General features: G+C 71.6%; 12 protein-coding genes. 9 read left to right on the top strand and 3 right to left on the bottom strand.

What is annotated here, in order from left to right:
- Positions 1 to 63: 63 nt before the first annotated feature.
- Positions 64 to 1,683 (bottom strand): NADH-ubiquinone oxidoreductase-F iron-sulfur binding region domain-containing protein, encoded by a 1,620-nt coding sequence (locus OG410_RS14995; protein ID WP_329299599.1) that lies wholly within the window; start codon positions 1,681 to 1,683, stop codon positions 64 to 66.
- Positions 1,680 to 2,963 carry a cytochrome b/b6 domain-containing protein gene (locus OG410_RS14990; protein WP_329299598.1) on the bottom strand — a complete coding sequence of 428 codons (1,284 nt, stop codon included), beginning with the start codon at positions 2,961 to 2,963 and terminating at the stop codon, positions 1,680 to 1,682. The genes OG410_RS14995 and OG410_RS14990 overlap by 4 nt, the downstream gene beginning before the upstream one ends.
- A gap of 407 nt (positions 2,964 to 3,370) precedes the next feature.
- On the opposite strand from OG410_RS14990, the gene leuS reads away from it, so the two are divergent.
- The 8 genes from leuS (at position 3,371) to holA (ending at position 14,928) form a co-directional block, all read left to right on the top strand.
- Positions 3,371 to 6,262, top strand: coding sequence for a leucine--tRNA ligase (leuS, locus tag OG410_RS14985; protein ID WP_329299597.1), 2,892 nt, complete (start codon positions 3,371 to 3,373; stop codon positions 6,260 to 6,262).
- A gap of 125 nt (positions 6,263 to 6,387) precedes the next feature.
- Positions 6,388 to 7,119 carry a hypothetical protein gene (locus tag OG410_RS14980; RefSeq protein WP_329299596.1) on the top strand — a complete coding sequence of 244 codons (732 nt, stop codon included), beginning with the start codon at positions 6,388 to 6,390 and terminating at the stop codon, positions 7,117 to 7,119.
- 72 nt (positions 7,120 to 7,191) lie between these two features.
- Positions 7,192 to 8,037 carry a DegV family protein gene (locus OG410_RS14975; protein WP_329299595.1) on the top strand — a complete coding sequence of 282 codons (846 nt, stop codon included), beginning with the start codon at positions 7,192 to 7,194 and terminating at the stop codon, positions 8,035 to 8,037.
- A 564-nt stretch (positions 8,038 to 8,601) separates the two neighbouring features.
- A complete protein-coding gene (locus OG410_RS14970) occupies positions 8,602 to 9,432 on the top strand; it encodes a ComEA family DNA-binding protein (RefSeq protein WP_443063755.1) in 831 nt (276 codons plus the stop codon).
- A gap of 299 nt (positions 9,433 to 9,731) precedes the next feature.
- Positions 9,732 to 12,401 carry a ComEC/Rec2 family competence protein gene (locus tag OG410_RS14965; RefSeq protein WP_329299593.1) on the top strand — a complete coding sequence of 890 codons (2,670 nt, stop codon included), beginning with the start codon at positions 9,732 to 9,734 and terminating at the stop codon, positions 12,399 to 12,401.
- Positions 12,402 to 12,405: 4 nt separating this feature from the next.
- The gene (locus OG410_RS14960; protein ID WP_329299592.1) at positions 12,406 to 13,236 is read left to right on the top strand and encodes an arylamine N-acetyltransferase family protein; all 831 of its coding nucleotides are present in this window, start codon (positions 12,406 to 12,408) and stop codon (positions 13,234 to 13,236) included.
- Positions 13,237 to 13,327: 91 nt separating this feature from the next.
- On the top strand, positions 13,328 to 13,573 hold the full coding sequence (locus OG410_RS14955) for a hypothetical protein (protein ID WP_328669008.1): 246 nt from the start codon (positions 13,328 to 13,330) through the stop codon (positions 13,571 to 13,573).
- Between the two features lie 368 nt (positions 13,574 to 13,941).
- The gene (holA, locus tag OG410_RS14950; protein ID WP_443063754.1) at positions 13,942 to 14,928 is read left to right on the top strand and encodes a DNA polymerase III subunit delta; all 987 of its coding nucleotides are present in this window, start codon (positions 13,942 to 13,944) and stop codon (positions 14,926 to 14,928) included.
- 415 nt (positions 14,929 to 15,343) lie between these two features.
- Here the strand turns inward: holA and rpsT are convergent, their stop codons facing one another.
- A complete protein-coding gene (rpsT, locus tag OG410_RS14945; RefSeq protein ID WP_261702665.1) occupies positions 15,344 to 15,610 on the bottom strand; it encodes a 30S ribosomal protein S20 in 267 nt (88 codons plus the stop codon).
- A 315-nt stretch (positions 15,611 to 15,925) separates the two neighbouring features.
- On the opposite strand from rpsT, the gene lepA reads away from it, so the two are divergent.
- Positions 15,926 to 17,794, top strand: a complete 1,869-nt coding sequence (gene lepA / locus OG410_RS14940) for a translation elongation factor 4 (protein WP_329299591.1) — start codon at positions 15,926 to 15,928, stop codon at positions 17,792 to 17,794.
- The last annotated feature ends 50 nt before the right edge of the window (positions 17,795 to 17,844 follow it).

The following is a 17,844-nucleotide window of genomic DNA, read 5'->3' as shown; positions in this document are numbered from 1 at the left end:
CCGGCAACCGCGCGGAACGTGTCGAAGGCGGGCCACCGGTTCCTGGTGGCCCGCTCCTTCGTGTCAGCGGCCGCTGCCGAGCGCGCGGCGCCCGCGCCCCTGGGAGAGGACCGGCAGGTTGTTGCGCGACGGGGACGAGCCCCTGGTGTCCTCCTCGATCCGCAGGGCGAGCGCCGGGCAGCGGCGTACCGCGCGCAGGGCCTTCGCCTCGGCGAATCGCGGCACCGGAGCCTGCGCGACGGTGGGGAAGCCGTCGGCGCCCAGTTCGAAGACCTCGGGAAGGAGATCGGCGCACAGGCCGTGCCCGCGGCACAGCGTCCAGTCGACGAAGATCTTCTGGCGGCTGGGACCCGCCTCCTGCTCGCTCTGGCCACCCATGATGCTCAGGGGCAGCTGGCCGTCCTCGAAGAGCGGCAGAACGCCTTCCACGGGCCTTCCGCAGCCGTTTCCGAGGACATGCGCGGCCAGGTCGTCCGTGAACGCCTTGAGGGTCGACTCGATGAACATCGCCGAGCCGTCCGGGTGGGAGCAGGCGCCGCGCCGCTTCACGGACTTGGCGACCTGCTTCACCGCCTCGAGCGCCGCCGGTCCGCCGCCGTTGAGGATGTCCGCCAGGCCGCGCGCCGCGGCGGGCAGACCCAGGTAGCAGGGACCGCACTGTCCCGCGCTCTCGTCGGCCAGCCACTGCGCCACGCGCAGTGACTCGCCGAGGGGGCAGGTCTCCTGGGTGATGGGGAGGATCGCGCCGGCGCCGAGCGCGCCGCCCACCGCGGCCAGGGAGTCCCGCGAGATGATCGCCTCGTTGACCGTCGCCGCGTCCAGCCACTTGCCGTGGTAGCCGCCGGTCAGGACGCCCTGGGGCATCGCCGGGGCGCCTGCCAGCTGGAGCACGTATCGCAGGGGTACGCCGGTGGGGACCTCGATCACCATGGGGCGCGCGACCGCGCCCGAGACGGTGAGCATGACGGTGCCGGGCTCGTCGTACAGGCCCGTGTTGCGGTAGCGGTCGGGGCCGATGCGGGCGGCGATGGCCAGCTGCGCGAACGTCTCGGCGTTCGACAGGAGGGTGGGCGCGCCCCCGACACCCGACTGGGAGGCGCTGACCTTGCGGCCGGGCGGCACGGCCGGGCCGCCGTCGATCGAGCGGATCAGCGACGCGGCCGCGCCGGTCACCATGCGTACCGGATTGCGCTGCACGCGCGCGCGAAGGGGTGACCCCCTGCGGTTGCTCAGCCCCCGCTCGGACAGCGCCGCTTCCATGGAGCGCTGGGTGGACTCGCGGGTCACGCCGATCACGAGCTGGCGGGCGCCCATGGCCTCCGCGACCAGGAGGGCGCCGTCGAGGATGAGGTGCGGGGCACGGTTGATGAGCACCGTGTCCTTGCGGCAGGCCGGTTCGTCCTCGCTTCCGTTGACGACCACCACCGGGCGGATGCCCTTCTTGATGGCTGATTCGGCGACCGAGCGCAGTTTCTTGCCGAACGGGAAGCCCGCCCCGCCGCGGCCCTTCAGGTTGATGTCCTCGGCGAGGCTCGCGAGTTCTTCTCCGCCCAGGGGTTCGAGCGGACCGTGCACCTTGAGGTGCATGGGCAGATCAAGACGTTCAACCAGGTCGAAACCCGACGTGAGCTGCGGAAGTCCGACTACACGGACTTCCGGGACGTCGGGCAGGGCCTCGTTCACTTAAAGCCTCCGGAAGGGGCATTCCATGATTCACCGGAGCCAGGAGCGTCGAAGGCGCCCGGCAGTACGTCAGTCGTGGGACCGCTGTCGTACGTGTCATTGGTGTTGTACGTGCGGTAGGACGCGTTCGTCTCACCGGTGTTGTACACATCACTCGTGCCGTAGTTCCCGGCGGGCTGATTGCCGTAGACGGGGACGGTGTATCCGGTGTCGTTGAGCGGGTCGTAGGCCGATGCCGGGGCCTCGCCGACGGGGGCCGACGTGGGAACGGGCCAGCCGGCCTGCGCGCCGCCGTTGCCGACGCGGGGAAACGTCTCGGTGGGCTGCGCGTTCATGGGCATCTGGAACTGCTGGGTCCCGGGGGCCGCGGGGCCGTCGCCGGGTGTCGCCACGGTGCGGTAGGCCGCCGCGAAGCCGTTGTCCGCGGGGTCGGGCGCGCCGCCGAACTGCGAGGACGAGGGCTCCTTGCGCGGGGACGGGACGGAGTCGGCGCCCGGGGAACGCCGGTCGGAGCGACCCGCGGAACCTCCCTGCGGCGACTCCATCGCGGCCGCGCGGGACGCCTCCAGGTCCTCGCGGAACCCGCGGGCGCTGCCGCCGCCGGTGAGCGCCAGGATCCGCGCCGCGACCTTGTACTTGACGGCGTTCGGGGCGGCACGCAGTACGAGGGCGGCCATGACGCCGACCAGGCACAACTCGTACGAGACCATGAAGAAGGTCTTCGCCGGGCGCCCCGCGAACAAGCCGTGGACCAGGGCCGCGCACAGTGCGGGGTAGGCCAGCATGTGCATCGCGCGCCAGCGGGCTGCGACCACGGCCGGCGCGGCGAACTGATTGCGCAGCGCGCCGGTGATGCCTACGAAGATCATGAGCAGGCCGGCCAGCGAGCCGAGGCCGATGAGCCCGCCGAGGCCCGTGACGCCCAGGCTGAAGGGGATCAGCGCGGCGATCAGGACGGTGTGGTCCAGTGCCAGCTTGACGGTGATGTGCACCAGGAGGAACGCGATCGAGCCGACGGCGGTCACGCGGTGGACGCCCTGCGCGATGATCCGCTGACGTGTGTCGAGGAGGAGCCGGTCCTGGGCGACCAGGCCCCAGATCACCGAGCAGGTCAGGGAGACCAGCGACAGGACGCCGGCGCCGAAGTTCAGGAAATCTTGAACCGCGGTGCCTCCCACCAGCACGATCACGGGTATGAGGAGCAGGGCGGCAGCCGAGGCCACCCCGTAGGCCGAACGGCCCGTCCGGGGAAGCGAGCTGTTGTTACGACGAGGGTTCATGAGGGGTACTCCCTACGGTTCGGGGAAGCGGTCCCGAAGGCGCACTCTAGGTCGAGAAAAGGCGCCGAGCTCCACGTTTGAGTTATTGCCTTGTTACCAAAGGGCAATGAGGTCTTTGTGTTGTCCGTAAGCGTCCGTTAAGCGAAGTAAAATTTGAACATTGGTCAACAATTTTTTGCCGTCCGTCCGGGCGGCGCGCGGTGCCGACGGGCCCGAAAGGTCGTCGCGGCCCGCGTGGGCCCTGCGGTACCCTGACGCCATGCGTGCCGTACGCCTTCTGCTTAGCGAGCCGCGCTGATCAGTCCCGACCGCTGACGCATCGTGGTCGGCATCAGCGCGGCGTCCCCTCCTGTGCGAGGGGTTTTTTCATTTCTGCTGGCAGAGACGATCGATGGAGCTTTGAGGACATGAGCGAGACGAACACCGCTGCCGCCACCGCCGAATCGGCCGCGCCGCACCGCTACACGGCCGCCCTGGCCGCCGACATCGAGGCACGCTGGCAGGACTTCTGGGACGCCGAGGGCACGTACGAGGCCCCGAACCCCTCCGGCGACCTGGCCGGGGACCCCGAGCTGGTCGCCCGGCCCAAGAAGTTCATCATGGACATGTTCCCGTACCCCTCGGGTGCGGGTCTGCACGTGGGTCACCCCCTGGGCTACATCGCCACCGATGTATCCGCCCGGTATCAGCGCATGACGGGTCACAACGTCCTGCACACCCTGGGCTTCGACGCCTTCGGCCTGCCCGCCGAGCAGCATGCCGTGCAGACGGGCGAGCACCCCCGGGTGACCACCGTCGCCGCCATCACGAACATGAAGTCCCAGCTGCGCGCGCTGGGCCTGGGCCACGACAAGCGCAGGTCGTTCGCCACGATCGACCCGGAGTACTACAAGTGGACCCAGTGGATCTTCCTGCAGATCTTCAACTCCTGGTACGACGACGAGGCCGGCAAGGCCCGCCCGATCTCGGCGCTGGTCGCCCAGTTCGAGAGCGGTGAGCGTGGCGTCCCCGCCGTCGGCGGCACCACGCGTGGGTGGAACGAGCTGAGCGCCGTCGAGCGCGCCGACGTCCTGAGCGGCTACCGCCTGGCCTACGCCTCCGACGCGCCGGTCAACTGGTGCCCCGGCCTGGGCACCGTCCTGGCCAACGAGGAGGTCACCGCCGACGGCCGTTCCGAGCGCGGCAACTTCCCCGTCTTCAAGGCCAAGCTGCGCCAGTGGAACATGCGCATCACCGCCTACGCGGACCGCCTGCTGGACGACCTGGACGCGCTGGACTGGCCCGAGGCCATCAAGCTGCAGCAGCGCAACTGGATCGGCCGCTCCGAGGGCGCGCGCGTCGACTTCCCGATCGACGGCGAAGCGATCACGGTCTTCACCACCCGTCAGGACACCCTGTTCGGCGCCACCTACATGGTGCTGGCGCCGGAACACCCGCTGGTCGAGAAGTTCACCCCGGCCGCCTGGCCCGAGGGCACCCACGAGGTGTGGACCGGCGGGCACGCGACGCCCGCCGAGGCCGTCGCCGCCTACCGCGCGCAGGCCGCCTCGAAGTCCGACGTCGAACGGCAGGCCGAGGCCAAGGACAAGACCGGCGTCTTCACCGGCGCGTTCGCGACCAACCCGGTCAACGGCGAGAAGGTCCCGGTCTTCATCGCCGACTACGTCCTGATGGGCTACGGCACCGGCGCGATCATGGCCGTCCCGGCGCACGACACCCGCGACTTCGCGTTCGCGCGCGCCTTCGAACTGCCCATGCGCTGTGTGGTCGAGCCCTCGGACGACCGCGGCACCGACGCCTCCACCTGGGACGACGCCTTCGCCTCGTACGACGCGAAGATCGTCAACTCCGCCGGGGACGAGGTCTCCCTGGACGGCCTGGGCGTCGTCGACGCCAAGGCGCGCATCACGGAGTGGCTGGAGCGCCGGGGCATCGGCGAGGGCACCGTCAACTTCCGGCTGCGCGACTGGCTGTTCAGCCGCCAGCGCTACTGGGGCGAGCCCTTCCCGATCGTCTACGACGAGGACGGCGTCGCCCACTCGCTGCCCGAGTCGATGCTGCCCCTGGAACTGCCGGAGGTCGAGGACTACTCGCCGCGCACCTTCGACCCGGACGACGCGAACACGTCCCCGGAGACCCCGCTGTCGCGCAACGAGGACTGGGTCGCCGTCACCCTGGACCTGGGTGACGGCCGCGGTCCGCGGAAGTACCGCCGCGAGACCAACACCATGCCCAACTGGGCCGGTTCCTGCTGGTACGAGCTGCGCTACCTGGACCCGCACAACGACCAGAAGCTGGTCGACCCTGCCATCGAGCAGTACTGGATGGGCCCGCGCGAGGGCCAGCCGACCGGTGGCGTCGACCTGTACGTCGGCGGCGCCGAGCACGCCGTGCTGCACCTGCTGTACGCCCGCTTCTGGTCGAAGGTCCTGTTCGACCTGGGCCACGTCTCGTCGGCCGAGCCGTTCCACAAGCTGTTCAACCAGGGCATGATCCAGGCCTACGTGTACCGCGACAGCCGCGGTATCGCCGTACCGGCCGCCGAGGTGGAGGAGCGCGACGGCGCGCACTACTACCAGGGCGAGAAGGTCTCCCGGCTGCTGGGCAAGATGGGCAAGTCCCTGAAGAACGCGGTCACCCCGGACGAGATCTGCGCCGAGTACGGAGCGGACACCCTGCGCCTGTACGAGATGGCGATGGGTCCCCTGGACGTGTCCCGCCCCTGGGACACGCGCGCGGTGGTCGGCCAGTACCGCCTGCTGCAGCGGCTGTGGCGCAACGTCGTCGACGAGGCGACCGGCGAGGTCACGGTCGTCGACACCGAGCCGGACGAGGACACGCTGCGTGCCCTGCACAAGGCCATCGACGGTGTACGCCAGGACCTGGAAGGCATGCGGTTCAACACCGCCATCGCCAAGGTCACCGAGCTGAACAACCACCTGACCAAGGTGGGCGGCCCGGTCGCCCGCCCGGTCGCCGAGACCCTGGTGCTGATGGTCGCGCCGCTGGCCCCGCACATCGCCGAGGAACTGTGGCGCAAGCTGGGCCACGCCGACACGGTCGTCCACCAGGACTTCCCCGTCGCCGACCCCGCGTACGTCGTCGACGAGGCCGTGACCTGCGTCGTGCAGATCAAGGGCAAGGTCAAGGCCCGCCTGGAGGTCTCCCCGTCGATCACCGACGCCGAGCTGGAGAAGGTGGCGCTGGCCGACGAGAAGGTCGTCGCGGCGCTGGGCGGCGCGGGGATCCGCAAGGTGATCGTGCGCGCGCCGAAGCTGGTGAACATCGTCACGGCGTAGCCGACCGGCTCGGGGTAGTCCCCTACGGGCAGGTTCGGGGTCCTTCCGGAACTCCGAACCTGCCCGCAGCGTTTACCGTTGAGAGCGCGGCGAAAGGTGCCGCGGCCGGTCGGAGGAGGAGTGTGATGGGTACCGTGATCACCGTAATCGCCTTGCTCTTCCTGCTGTTCGTGGTGTTCGGCGCGTATGCGACGGTGAAGGTGATCGGCGCCGCCAAGCGCGGTGTGGACCGCACCATCTCGCAGGCCCGCCGCACGGTCGAGGACACCACCCTGCGCGCGAAGACCTTCACCCAGTTCGGACCCCAGGGCGAGCTCGCCCAGCTCAGACTGACGCTGCGCACCTCGATGCGCGCCACCCAGGAGGCGCTCCAGGCGAGCGCGGCGGAGGACGAGTCCCTCAAGGAGTCCCTGAGTCTCTTCGAGCGGCTCAGCGCCCACGGGCACGAGCTGGACGCCGAACTGAAGCGTCTGGAGGCCGAGCCCGACCGGGACACGCTCGCCACCCGGCTCCCGGGTCTGCGCGAGCGTACCCAGCGGATCGCGCAGTCGGCGGACTCGCTGCGCTGGGCCGCCCGCGACCGGGCCCACCGCTTCGCCGGCGACGACCTGGACACACTGAGCGCACAGATCGACGTGGAGGCCGGCGCGCTGCGCCACTGGACCAAGGAGCCCGGTCCGGCCACGTCCTGGCCCGACGCTCCCGCCGCGGACGCGGACGCCTCCGACGGACAGAGCGGGCCTCGGAGCCCGCAGTCCCGTCCCGAGGACGGGTCGAGGCCTTCGGCCATCACACCGCCCGGCCAACGGCCCACCTACCCTTGGCAGAAGAAGCCCCGCCCCGAGAGCACGACATGATCCGGCCGTCGCGACCGCAGGTGGAAGGGGCCGGGCTGCCGCGCACCCGTCCCGCCAGGTAATCTCCAGATCATGTCCCGCCATGTCGCGATCGTCACCGATTCAACGGCCTACCTGCCGCCGCGGACGATGGAGCGCCACGGCATCACATCGGTTCCCCTGACCGTGGTCCTCGGGGACCAGGCGCTCGAAGAGGGCACCGAGATCTCGGCGCGCTCCCTGGCCCTGGCGCTGCAGAAGCGGCGCCCCGTCACGACGTCCCGGCCCAGCCCCGAGACTTTCGCCGCGACCTACCGCGAGGTCGCCGCGTCCGGCGCCACCGGGATCGTCTCGCTGCACCTTTCCTCGGAGTTCTCGGGCACCTACGACGCCGCGGTGCTCGCGGCGCGCGACGCCCCGGTGCCGGTGCGTGTCGTCGACACCGGGATGGTCGCCATGGCCCTCGGGTTCTGCGCGCTGGCCGCCGCCGATTCCGCCGAGGCGGGCGGGAGCGTCGACGACGCGGTCACGGCCGCCGAGAAGCGGGCCGCAGGCATGTCCGCCCACTTCTACGTCGACACTCTCGACTACCTCCGCCGTGGCGGCAGGATCGGGGCCGCGCAGGCGCTGCTGGGTTCCGCGCTCGCGGTGAAGCCGCTGCTGCAGCTCCGCGACGGCCGCATCGAACTCCTGGAGAAGGTCCGGACCTCGTCCAAGGCGATCGCGCGTCTGGAAGAGATCGTCGTCGACCGGGCGGGCAGCGCACAGGTCGACATCGCCGTTCACCATCTGGCGGCCCCCGAGCGGGCGGCGGCCCTCGCGGACCGACTGCGGGCGCGGGTGCCAGGCCTTGCCGAACTGCATGTGAGCGAGGTGGGCGCGGTGATCGGAGCGCACACCGGACCCGGTCTGCTGGCGGCGGTCGTCTCGCCTCGATGAGGAGGCCGGCACCTGCGTCACTCGCGAGCGTCGCTCGTGCGGGTGGCGGGGTTATCCACAACTGGGGTGCTTTCCACCGGAATTGAGCATGATCATCGCGAGGGCGGCGGGTTGCCGCATCCTCGCCGCATGGCACTTCGATCGAGCTCACGCACCGCGACCCCGACCAGTGGACCGGGTCGTGGCCCCCACTCCGACAGCCGCAGCCGCCATCGCCGTCGCGACGGGCGAACCCGGACCCGTCGTCACGAGGCTTCGGCCGCGGCCCTTCGGCTGCGCGCCGACGCGCTCTTCACGGAACACGCCCAGGGGCGGCGCGAGTCGGGGAACGGCCCGCCGTGGACGGACCGCGACGCCGGGGGTGCCCCCAGGGCGAACACGGCAGTGGCCACGGGCGTTATGGCCGATCCGGTCCGGGACCCCTGGAACCCCAGGGCCGAGACCCACGGCCGCGACACCGTCCCGGACCCAGACCGGACCCTGCGGGCAGAGGGCTCGAGGGCCGACAGGACGGCGCCCCTGAGCACTCCGACGGCGAGCAATCCGACGGCGAGCGCGCGGACCGTGAGCGTCTGGACCGCGAGCGAGGCGCCCGACGGTGGGCCGGTCCCCGGCACCGCGAGTGCCCCGGCCTCGCATGATCCGGCCGGGGAGGCGGGCGTGTGGCAGGACCGGGCCGGGCTCGCCGTGCGGGAGCGGCTCCCGTTGTGGCTCCAGTCGCGGTGCGGTCTGGAACGCAGGAGCGTGGCCGCGCTGACCGTGCTGCTGGTCGTGGCCGCCGCCTTCGCCGTGCAGCACTTCTGGGCGGGCCGGACGCGACCGGTCCGGGCTCCGGAGGTGGTGAGCGCCGCCGCACCGTACGGCGGGAAGCACGCACCGGGCGACGGGCCGAGCGTGGAATCCGGTGCCCCGGCCGGAGTTTCGAGCGCCGTCGGCGGGAGTGTGGTCGTCGTGGACGTGGGCGGAAAGGTGCGCACCCCCGGACTCCAGCGCCTGCCGGCCGGATCCCGCGTCGAGGACGCCCTGCGGGCCGCCGGCGGGTTACGGCCCGGCACGGACACCGACGGACTCAACCGCGCCCGGATCCTCGTGGACGGCGAACAGATCGTGGTCGGCGCGGCCCCGGCAGGGGCCGGACCGGGCGGCTCCGGAGGCTCTGCGGCCTTCGGTGCCGCAGGATCCGCGGCGGGAGCGGTGCCCTCCGCGCCGATTCCCCTCAACACGGCCACCGTCGACCAGTTCGACAGCCTGCCCGGCGTCGGGCCCGTCCTCGCCCGGCACATCATCGACTACCGCACGGCGCACGGCGGGTTCCGCTCGGTCGACGAGCTCCGCGAAGTGAACGGGATCGGAGACCGCCGCTTCGCCGATCTCCGGCATCTGGTGCTGCCATGAGCGGCTCCGGTACCGGGAGGAGGGGCGAGCGGGCGGGCCCGGCGCTGAGCGGGCTGTCCGGCGGGCCGGGGAGGATGCCGGAGGAGTCCACGTCCTCGGCGGCGAGAGGCTTGGGCGCGCCTCTCACGACGGTGGAGTCCGGGCCTCGGCCGTCGATGGAGCCCCGGTCCCGGCCGTCGATGGAGCCCCGGTCCCGGACGGCGACGGGGCCCCGGTTTTGGACGGCGACGGAGCCCGGGGAGGCGCGAGGTTCCCGGACGCGCGCCGCGGGTTTGCCCGGCGCAACCGGTCGGAGGCCCGTGCACGCGGCTTCGGGGCGGCGGCTGGGAGCCTCGCACCCCAGGGCGGAGGGTCCGATCGATCTCCGGCTCGTGGCACCCGCCGCGGCGGTCTGGCTCACGGCTGCCGTGAGTGTCGGAGCGTCGCCGGGCCGGGTCGCGGCTGTCGCGGCCGTGTCCCTGATCGCGGCCGGCGCGCTGTCGGTGGCGGGGCGGAGAGCCGGGCGGACGGGACGGGGAGACGGAGATACGGGTGCGGGGTCGGGAGGCTCCGGTGCGGGGCGGGGAGAAGCGGGCCCGGGGCCGGGAGGTTCCGGTGCGAGGCAGGGAAATACCGGCACAGGGCGGGGAGGTTCCGACGCGGGGCAGGGGCGTGGAGCGGCGCGCCGCGGGTTGTGGGTGTCCGTCGCCGCCGTGCTCCTCTGTGTCGCCGCCGCCGCGGCCTCCGCCGGGCTGCACGCGGCGGATCTGCGACGCGGACCTGTCCCCGCGCTCGCGGAGAGGTACGCCGAAGTGACCGCGGAGGTGGAGATCACCTCCGATCCCCGGCTCACCCGGCCCCGGATCAGCGGGGACCACGTCGCTCCGACGGCCCTGCTGTTCGACGCCGACGTCACGCGGGTCACCCAGGCGGACGGCACGGTGCTGGCCACCCGGACACCGGTGCTGGTGATCGTCGACGCCCGCTCGCGACGAGGCGCGCCTCGGGGGTTCGGGGGGCGCCCGGGACGCGGTGCGACCCGGGAGACCGGCGGGCGCTCGCCCTGGCTGTCGCTGCTGCCGTCGACCCGGTTGCGGGTGGCCGCGCGGGTCGTGCCCGCGCTGTCGGACGGGGAGGACATCGCGGCGGTGCTGCGCGTACGGGGAAGCACGCCGCCGGACGTGGTCGGAGCGCCGTCCGGTCCGCAGCGGTTCGCGGGCAGGCTGCGCGAAGGGCTGCGAAAGGCGACCGACGGCCTGGACGCGGACGCGCGGGCGCTGCTGCCGGGGCTGGTGGTGGGGGACACCTCACGTGTCACGCCGGAGCTGGACGACGCCTTCGAGGCCACCGACCTCACACATCTCCTCGCCGTCAGCGGGGGCAATCTCGTCATCGTCCTCGCGCTGTTCATCGGGCCGCCGGGCCTCGCCCAGCGGGTGGAGCGCCGGGGCCTCGCCGCGCGGCTCGGAGTTCCGCTCCGGGCGACCGCCCTGCTCGGCGGAGTGCTCACCCTGGCCTTCGTCGTCGTCTGCCGGCCGGACCCGAGCGTGCTGCGGGCGGCGGCCTGTGGAGCGATCTCGCTGATCGCGATCGCGACCGGGCGCCGCAGATCACTGATCCCGGCGCTGGCCGCCGCGGTTCTGCTCCTGGTGCTGTACGACCCCTGGCTCGCCCGCAGTTATGGGTTCCTGCTCTCCGTCCTCGCGACCGGGGCCCTGCTCACGCTCGCCCCGCGCTGGAGCGCGGCGCTCCGGCGACGCCGGGTGCCCGCACGCGTGGCCGAGGCGCTGGCCGCGGCCGCCGCCGCGCAGGCCCTGTGCGCACCGGTGGTCGCCGTACTGTCGGCGCGGGTGAGCCTGGTGGCGGTGCCGTGCAATCTCCTCGCGGAGTTCGCGGTCGCTCCGGCCACGGTGCTGGGGTTCGCGACGCTGGCGGCCGCCCCCTTGGCGATGCCCGTGGCCGAGGTCCTGGCATGGTGGGCGAGTTGGCCGGCCCGGTGGATCGCGGACATCGCGCGCGCGGGGGCGGCTCAGCCCGGTGCGGGCGTGGACTGGCCGGACAGCTGGACGGGCGCGCTGCTGCTGGCCCTCGTCACGGTGGCCGCCGTCGCAGGCGGCCGACGGCTGCTGAGACATCCGTTGCCCAGTGGGGTCGGCGCGGTGCTGCTCCTGCTGTTCGTGGTGCAGCCGCCGCCGCTCACCAGGGTGATCACGGGATGGCCGCCGCCCGGCTGGAGGTTCGCGATGTGCGATGTGGGGCAGGGCGACGCGAGCGTGCTCGCGGTGGGGGACGGCAGCGCGGTGGTGGTGGACGCCGGGCCCGACCCGGTGCTGGCCGACCGCTGTCTGAGCACGCTCGGGGTCACCAGAATCCCGCTCGTCGTCCTGACGCACTTCCACGCCGACCATGTCGCGGGCCTGCCCGGTGTGCTCCGGGGGCGTTCGGTGGGTGCCATCGAGACGACCGGCTTCGAAGAGCCTCTGGAACAGGCCGAGTTCGTACGACGGGAGGCGCTCGCACGGCACATCCCTCTGACCCGGGCCGTGGCCGGGGAGAGGCGGAGCGCGGGAGACCTCGACTGGCGGGTGCTGTGGCCGCCGCCGGATCCGTTCCCGCCGCCGGACGGCCCGAACGACGCCAGTGTCACCCTGCTCGTGCGGTCCGCGGGGCTGCGGCTGCTGTTGCCCGGCGACCTGGAGCCGCCCGCCCAGCGGGCGCTGGCGAGATCCCCGGCCGCCGCCGAGCTGGCCGGCGTGGACGTGCTCAAGGTCGCCCATCACGGATCGGCGTATCAGGATCCCGAGCTCATACGCAGGGTGGCTCCGCGGCTCGCGCTCGTCTCCGTAGGCGGCGACAACCCTTATGGACACCCTGCTCCGAGCACGGTCGCGGCCCTGCGGGCCCGGGGCGCGGTGGTGCTGCGGACAGACGAGGACGGTGATCTCGCCGTCACCGGTGAGGGCGAGGGGCTGGGGGTGGCGCGACACTGAACGCATGAATTCCGCACAGGCCGACGCCTACCTACGCCGCATCGGGGCCCAGCACCCGGCGTGGCCCACGTCCGATGTGCTCCGTGACCTTCAGCTGTGCCATCTGCGGACGGTGCCGTTCGAGAACCTGTCGATCCACCTCGGCGAGGAGATCGTGCTGGAGGAGGAGAGGCTGCTGGACAAGGTGGTGGGCGCGCGCAGAGGAGGGTTCTGCTACGAACTGAACGGCGCGTTCGGGGCGTTGCTGGGTGCGCTGGGCTTCGACGTGACGCTTCTCGCGGCGCGGGTGTACGGGGACGACGGGAAGCCGGGGATCCCCTACGACCATCTTGCGCTGAGGGTGCGGACGGTGGACGGGGGCGACTGGCTGACCGACGTCGGTTTCGGGGCCCACAGCCACTACCCGCTGTCGTTCGCGGAGCGGGGCGAACAGCGGGACCCCGGAGGGATGTTCCGGGTCGTGGAGTCGGCGCCGGACGCGGCGGGGGTGCGGGGAGCGAGCAGTTCCCGGGAGTGCGAGGACCTCGACGTGATCCTGGGCGACAAGCGCCAGTACCGGCTGGAGGTACGGCCGCGTGTGCTCGGGGACTTCGTGGCCGGCGCCTGGTGGCACGCAACCTCGCCGCTGTCGCACTTCACCAGGTCGTTGGTCTGTTCACGGGTCACCGAGGACGGAGGCCGGATCACGCTCAGCGGCCGCAGGTTCACCGTGTCGACGGCCGACGGGACCAAGGAGGTGTCGGAACTGGCAAGTGACGAGGAGGTGCTGGCCACGTATCGCGAGCGGTTCGGGATCGAACTGGACCGGGTGCCGGAGGTCAAGGAAGCCCGGTAGCCGCGGCCGCGGTCCGGCAAGCCGCGTAGATCACACGCATCGGACCCGGATCCCGGCGTCGGCCGCGCCGGGCGTACCGGAAAATGTTCGGGTGAGCGATGTGAGACATGTATTGGTGCTGCCCGACCGTGACGCCGCGGAAGAGGCGGCGGAGGCCGTCGGTGACCGGTTCGGGCTGCTGGAGGAACCGCAGCTCGTCCGGGACGCACTGGCGGGCGAGGACGATGCCGAGGACGCGCAGTGGCTGGTGGTGCTGGCGGACCCCGAGGCACGGCTGGACCCGAAGGACCTGGACGCGTTCGCGGCCGAGTGGGACGGCTGGCACGAGGAGCCGTAGCCCGGTCCGGCCCGGCCCGGCTGAGCCGAGTCGCGCCGGGCCGCCATATGCCCGGTCCGCGCCCGGCTGAGCTGCGGCAGGCCCGGCCGGGCCCGGCAAGGCGGGGCAAGGCCGCTCCATGCCGCGCCGCGCCGCGCCGCGCGGTGTCAGGTCGGCCGGGTCGAGCAAGGCCGAGCAAGGGTGTGCCGGGCAGTGCCTCGCCAGGCCGAGCCGGTCAAGTCGGCCAGGGCCCGCGAGGGCGAGTCGGTCGCGCCGCGCCGCCCGGACCGGTCGCGTCGGTGACGCCGCGCGAGGCCGGCCCGGCCGGGCCGGTATCGGGCTGTGGCTCGCGGCGCTTGGTGTCAGTGGCGCGTGGGATGCTTTCGGTGATGGCCAAGAAGACCGCACAAGACGACCCTCTCGCCCCTGTCACGCTGGCAGTGGGCCAGGAGGATCTCCTGCTCGACCGTGCCGTGCAGGAGGTGGTGGCCGCCGCCAGGGCCGCCGACGCCGACACGGACGTACGGGACCTTGCCCCGGACCAGCTTCAGCCGGGCACGCTCGCCGAGTTGACGAGTCCCTCGCTCTTCGCCGAGCGCAAGGTCGTGATCGTCCGCAACGCCCAGGACCTGTCGGCCGACACGATCAAGGACGTCAAGGCGTATCTGGGGTCTCCCGCGGAGGAGATCACTCTGGTGCTCCTGCACGCGGGCGGGGCCAAGGGCAAGGGGCTCCTCGACGCCGCGCGCAAGACGGGCGCCCGGGAGGTGGCCTGTCCCAAGATGACCAAGCCGGCGGACCGGCTGGCGTTCGTGCGGAGCGAGTTCCGGGCGCTGGGCCGGGCGGCCACTCCGGAGGCCTGCCAGGCGCTGGTGGACTCCATCGGGAGCGATCTGCGGGAGCTGGCGTCCGCCGTGTCGCAGCTGACCGCGGACGTCGAGGGGACGATCGACGAGGCCGTCGTCGGGCGGTACTACACCGGGCGGGCCGAGGCGTCCAGTTTCACCGTGGCCGACCGGGCCGTGGAGGGGCGGGCCGCGGAGGCGCTGGAGGCGCTGCGATGGTCGCTGTCGACCGGCGTGGCTCCCGTCCTGATCACCAGTGCGCTCGCGCAAGGGGTGCGGGCGATCGGAAAGCTGTCCTCGGCGCGGGGCGGCAGGCCCGCCGACCTGGCCCGTGAGCTCGGGATGCCGCCGTGGAAGATCGATCGCGTGCGCCAGCAGATGCGCGGCTGGACGCCGGACGGGGTCGCCATGGCGCTCACGGCCGTCGCGGAGGCGGACGCCGGGGTCAAGGGCGGCGGGGACGACCCCGAGTACGCCCTGGAGAAGGCGGTCGTGGCCGTCGCCCGAGCCGCCCGCTCCGGCCGACGCTAGCCCCCAGCCCCCAGCCCTGCGAAAGGCACCGGCGCCGGAACTTCGCGCTGGGCACCGGCACCGGCACTCGCGGCAGGCCCCGCCACCGGCACAGGCACCCGGAGCTCGCGACGGGCATCGGCACCGGAACTTCGCGGCGGGCACCAGCACCGGCACCGGGACTCGCGGCAGGCACCAGCAGCTGAGGTGCCGCATGGAAATCCCGCAGCACGAATCCCGCAGCACACCGAAGGCCCCGCTCGTTCTCCCGGGGAAGGGAGGAGCGAGGCCTTCGGTTCAAGCCGGTGGATTCACGCCCGCGTGGCGAACGCAGATCGTGCGTGAATCCGGGGTGTCGGTCGGGAGCGGGAGAGAGGGCCCGCTCGGGTCCGCCGACGGTCAAGTCAGGGGTTGAGCCCCGGAGAGCTCAGCCGACTCAGCCCTTGAGCGCGGCGACCTTCGAAGCAAGCGCCGACTTCTTGTTGGCGGCCTGGTTCTTGTGGATGACGCCCTTCGAGACGGCCTTGTCGAGAGCGCGCGACGCGGCGCGCGTGTACTCGGTGGCCTTCTCGACGTCACCCGCGGCAGACGCCTCGCGGGCCTTGCGGATCGCGGTCTTCAGAGAGGACTTGACGGCCTTGTTGCGCAGCCGGGCCTTCTCGTTGGTCTTGATCCGCTTGATCTGGGACTTGATGTTCGCCACGAATGAGCCTTTACAGGTTCAGGCACGCGAGACAGCACGTCTCACTCGCCGTTTGATTTTCTTGGGTGCGTCTCCTGCAGAGAGGGCACGAGACACAGCCACCCAGGCTACCAGTCCCCGCACGACCGGCCCAAACCGGCCTTGCGTCCCCGGCCCGGGGACCGCTCGCCGATGCCCTGGTCACGGACTTCGGGCCGGCCGCCGACGTCCCGCTCACGCGGCCCGAACCGGTCGCAGCCCGCCGCGCGTGGGACCATGGAACCTACGTATCGATCCGACCCGAGGCGACAGGCGCCTCAAGAGACAGGACCCTGCGTGCCCGCGACCCCTAACAATGTGCCCGAGCCGAGCCGTACCGACCCGGCTCTGATCCGCAATTTCTGCATCATCGCGCACATCGACCACGGCAAGTCCACGCTCGCCGACCGCATGCTCCAGCTGACGGGGGTGGTCGACGCGCGGCAGATGCGTGCTCAGTACCTCGACCGTATGGACATCGAGCGCGAGCGCGGCATCACGATCAAGTCCCAGGCGGTCCGGCTGCCCTGGGCGTCGACCCAGGATCCGGGTAAGACCCACATCCTCAACATGATCGACACCCCCGGGCACGTCGACTTCACGTACGAGGTGTCCCGGTCGCTCGCGGCCTGTGAGGGCACGGTCCTGCTCGTCGACGCGGCCCAGGGCATCGAGGCGCAGACTCTCGCCAACCTCTACCTGGCGATGGAGAACGACCTCAAGATCATCCCCGTACTGAACAAGATCGACCTGCCGGCCGCCCAGCCGGAGAAGTTCTCCGAGGAGCTCGCCAACCTCATCGGCTGCGACCCCGAGGACGTTCTCAAGGTCTCCGCCAAGACAGGCCTGGGCGTCGAGGCGCTGCTCGACAAGGTCGTCGCCGAGATCCCCGCCCCGGTCGGCGTCCAGGACGCCCCCGCCCGCGCGATGATCTTCGACTCGGTCTATGACTCCTACCGCGGTGTCGTGACGTATGTACGTGTCATCGACGGGCAGCTCAACAAGCGTGAGCGCATCCGGATGATGTCCACCGGCGCGACCCACGAGCTGCTGGAGATCGGTGTCTCGGCCCCCGAGATGAAGGCGGCCGACGGGCTCGGTGTCGGCGAGGTGGGTTACATCATCACCGGCGTGAAGGACGTCCGCCAGTCCAAGGTCGGTGACACGATCACCACCCTGCACAAGGGCGCCACCGAGGCGCTCGGCGGGTACAAGGACCCCAAGCCCATGGTCTTCTCGGGCCTGTATCCGCTGGACGGGTCCGACTACCCCGAGCTGCGCGACGCCCTGGACAAGCTCCAGCTCAACGACGCCGCGCTGGTGTACGAGCCGGAGACGTCGGCGGCGCTGGGCTTCGGCTTCCGCGTCGGTTTCCTCGGGCTGCTGCACCTCGACGTGATCCGTGAGCGGCTGGAGCGCGAGTTCGGGCTCGACCTGATCGCGACCGCCCCGAACGTGGTCTACCGGGTCGAGATGGAGGACCGCAGCGAGCACATCGTCACCAACCCGAGCGAGTTCCCCGAGGGCAAGATCGACAAGGTCTACGAGCCTGTCGTGCGGGCGACCATCCTCGCGCCCTCGGAGTTCATCGGCGCGATCATGGAGCTGTGCCAGACCCGGCGCGGCACCCTGCTCGGCATGGACTACCTCTCGGAGGACCGGGTCGAGATCCGCTACACCCTGCCGCTCGCGGAGATCGTCTTCGACTTCTTCGACCAGCTGAAGTCCAAGACCCGCGGCTACGCCTCGCTGGACTACGAGCCCACCGGCGAGCAGACCTCCAGCCTGGTCAAGGTCGACATCCTGCTGCACGGCGACAAGGTCGACGCCTTCTCGGCGGTCACGCACAAGGACCAGGCGTACGCGTACGGGGTCCGGCTGGTCGCCAAGCTGCGCGAGCTGATCCCGAGGCAGGCCTTCGAGGTGCCCATCCAGGCGGCCATCGGCTCCCGGGTCATCGCCCGCGAGACCATCCGCGCCATCCGCAAGGACGTCCTCGCCAAGTGCTACGGCGGTGACATCTCCCGTAAGCGGAAGCTGCTGGAGAAGCAGAAGGAAGGCAAGAAGCGGATGAAGATGGTGGGCTCTGTGGAGGTTCCGCAAGAGGCCTTCATCGCCGTGCTGTCCAGCGACGACAGCGGCCCCGCGGCCAAGGGCAAGAAGTAGTCACGCCGAATCCCGGTTTTCAGGGCCCGTCGCGCTTCGGCGCGGCGGGC

The sequence above is a fragment of the Streptomyces sp. NBC_00659 genome, assembly GCF_036226925.1.
Lineage (GTDB): Bacteria > Actinomycetota > Actinomycetes > Streptomycetales > Streptomycetaceae > Streptomyces.
The sequence above is the reverse complement of the archived record's forward strand: the minus strand, read 5'-3'. Positions and strand labels throughout refer to the sequence as shown.

Excerpts from the sequence above, each read along its gene's own strand:
- OG410_RS14975 (WP_329299595.1), top strand. The coding sequence starts at position 7,192 with ATGTCCCGCCATGTCGCGATCGTCACCGATTCAACGGCCTACCTGCCG.
- OG410_RS14990 (WP_329299598.1), bottom strand. The coding sequence starts at position 2,963 with ATGAACCCTCGTCGTAACAACAGCTCGCTTCCCCGGACGGGCCGTTCG.
- leuS (WP_329299597.1), top strand. The coding sequence starts at position 3,371 with ATGAGCGAGACGAACACCGCTGCCGCCACCGCCGAATCGGCCGCGCCG.
- OG410_RS14980 (WP_329299596.1), top strand. The coding sequence starts at position 6,388 with ATGGGTACCGTGATCACCGTAATCGCCTTGCTCTTCCTGCTGTTCGTG.
- holA (WP_443063754.1), top strand. The coding sequence starts at position 13,942 with ATGGCCAAGAAGACCGCACAAGACGACCCTCTCGCCCCTGTCACGCTG.
- OG410_RS14960 (WP_329299592.1), top strand. The coding sequence starts at position 12,406 with ATGAATTCCGCACAGGCCGACGCCTACCTACGCCGCATCGGGGCCCAG.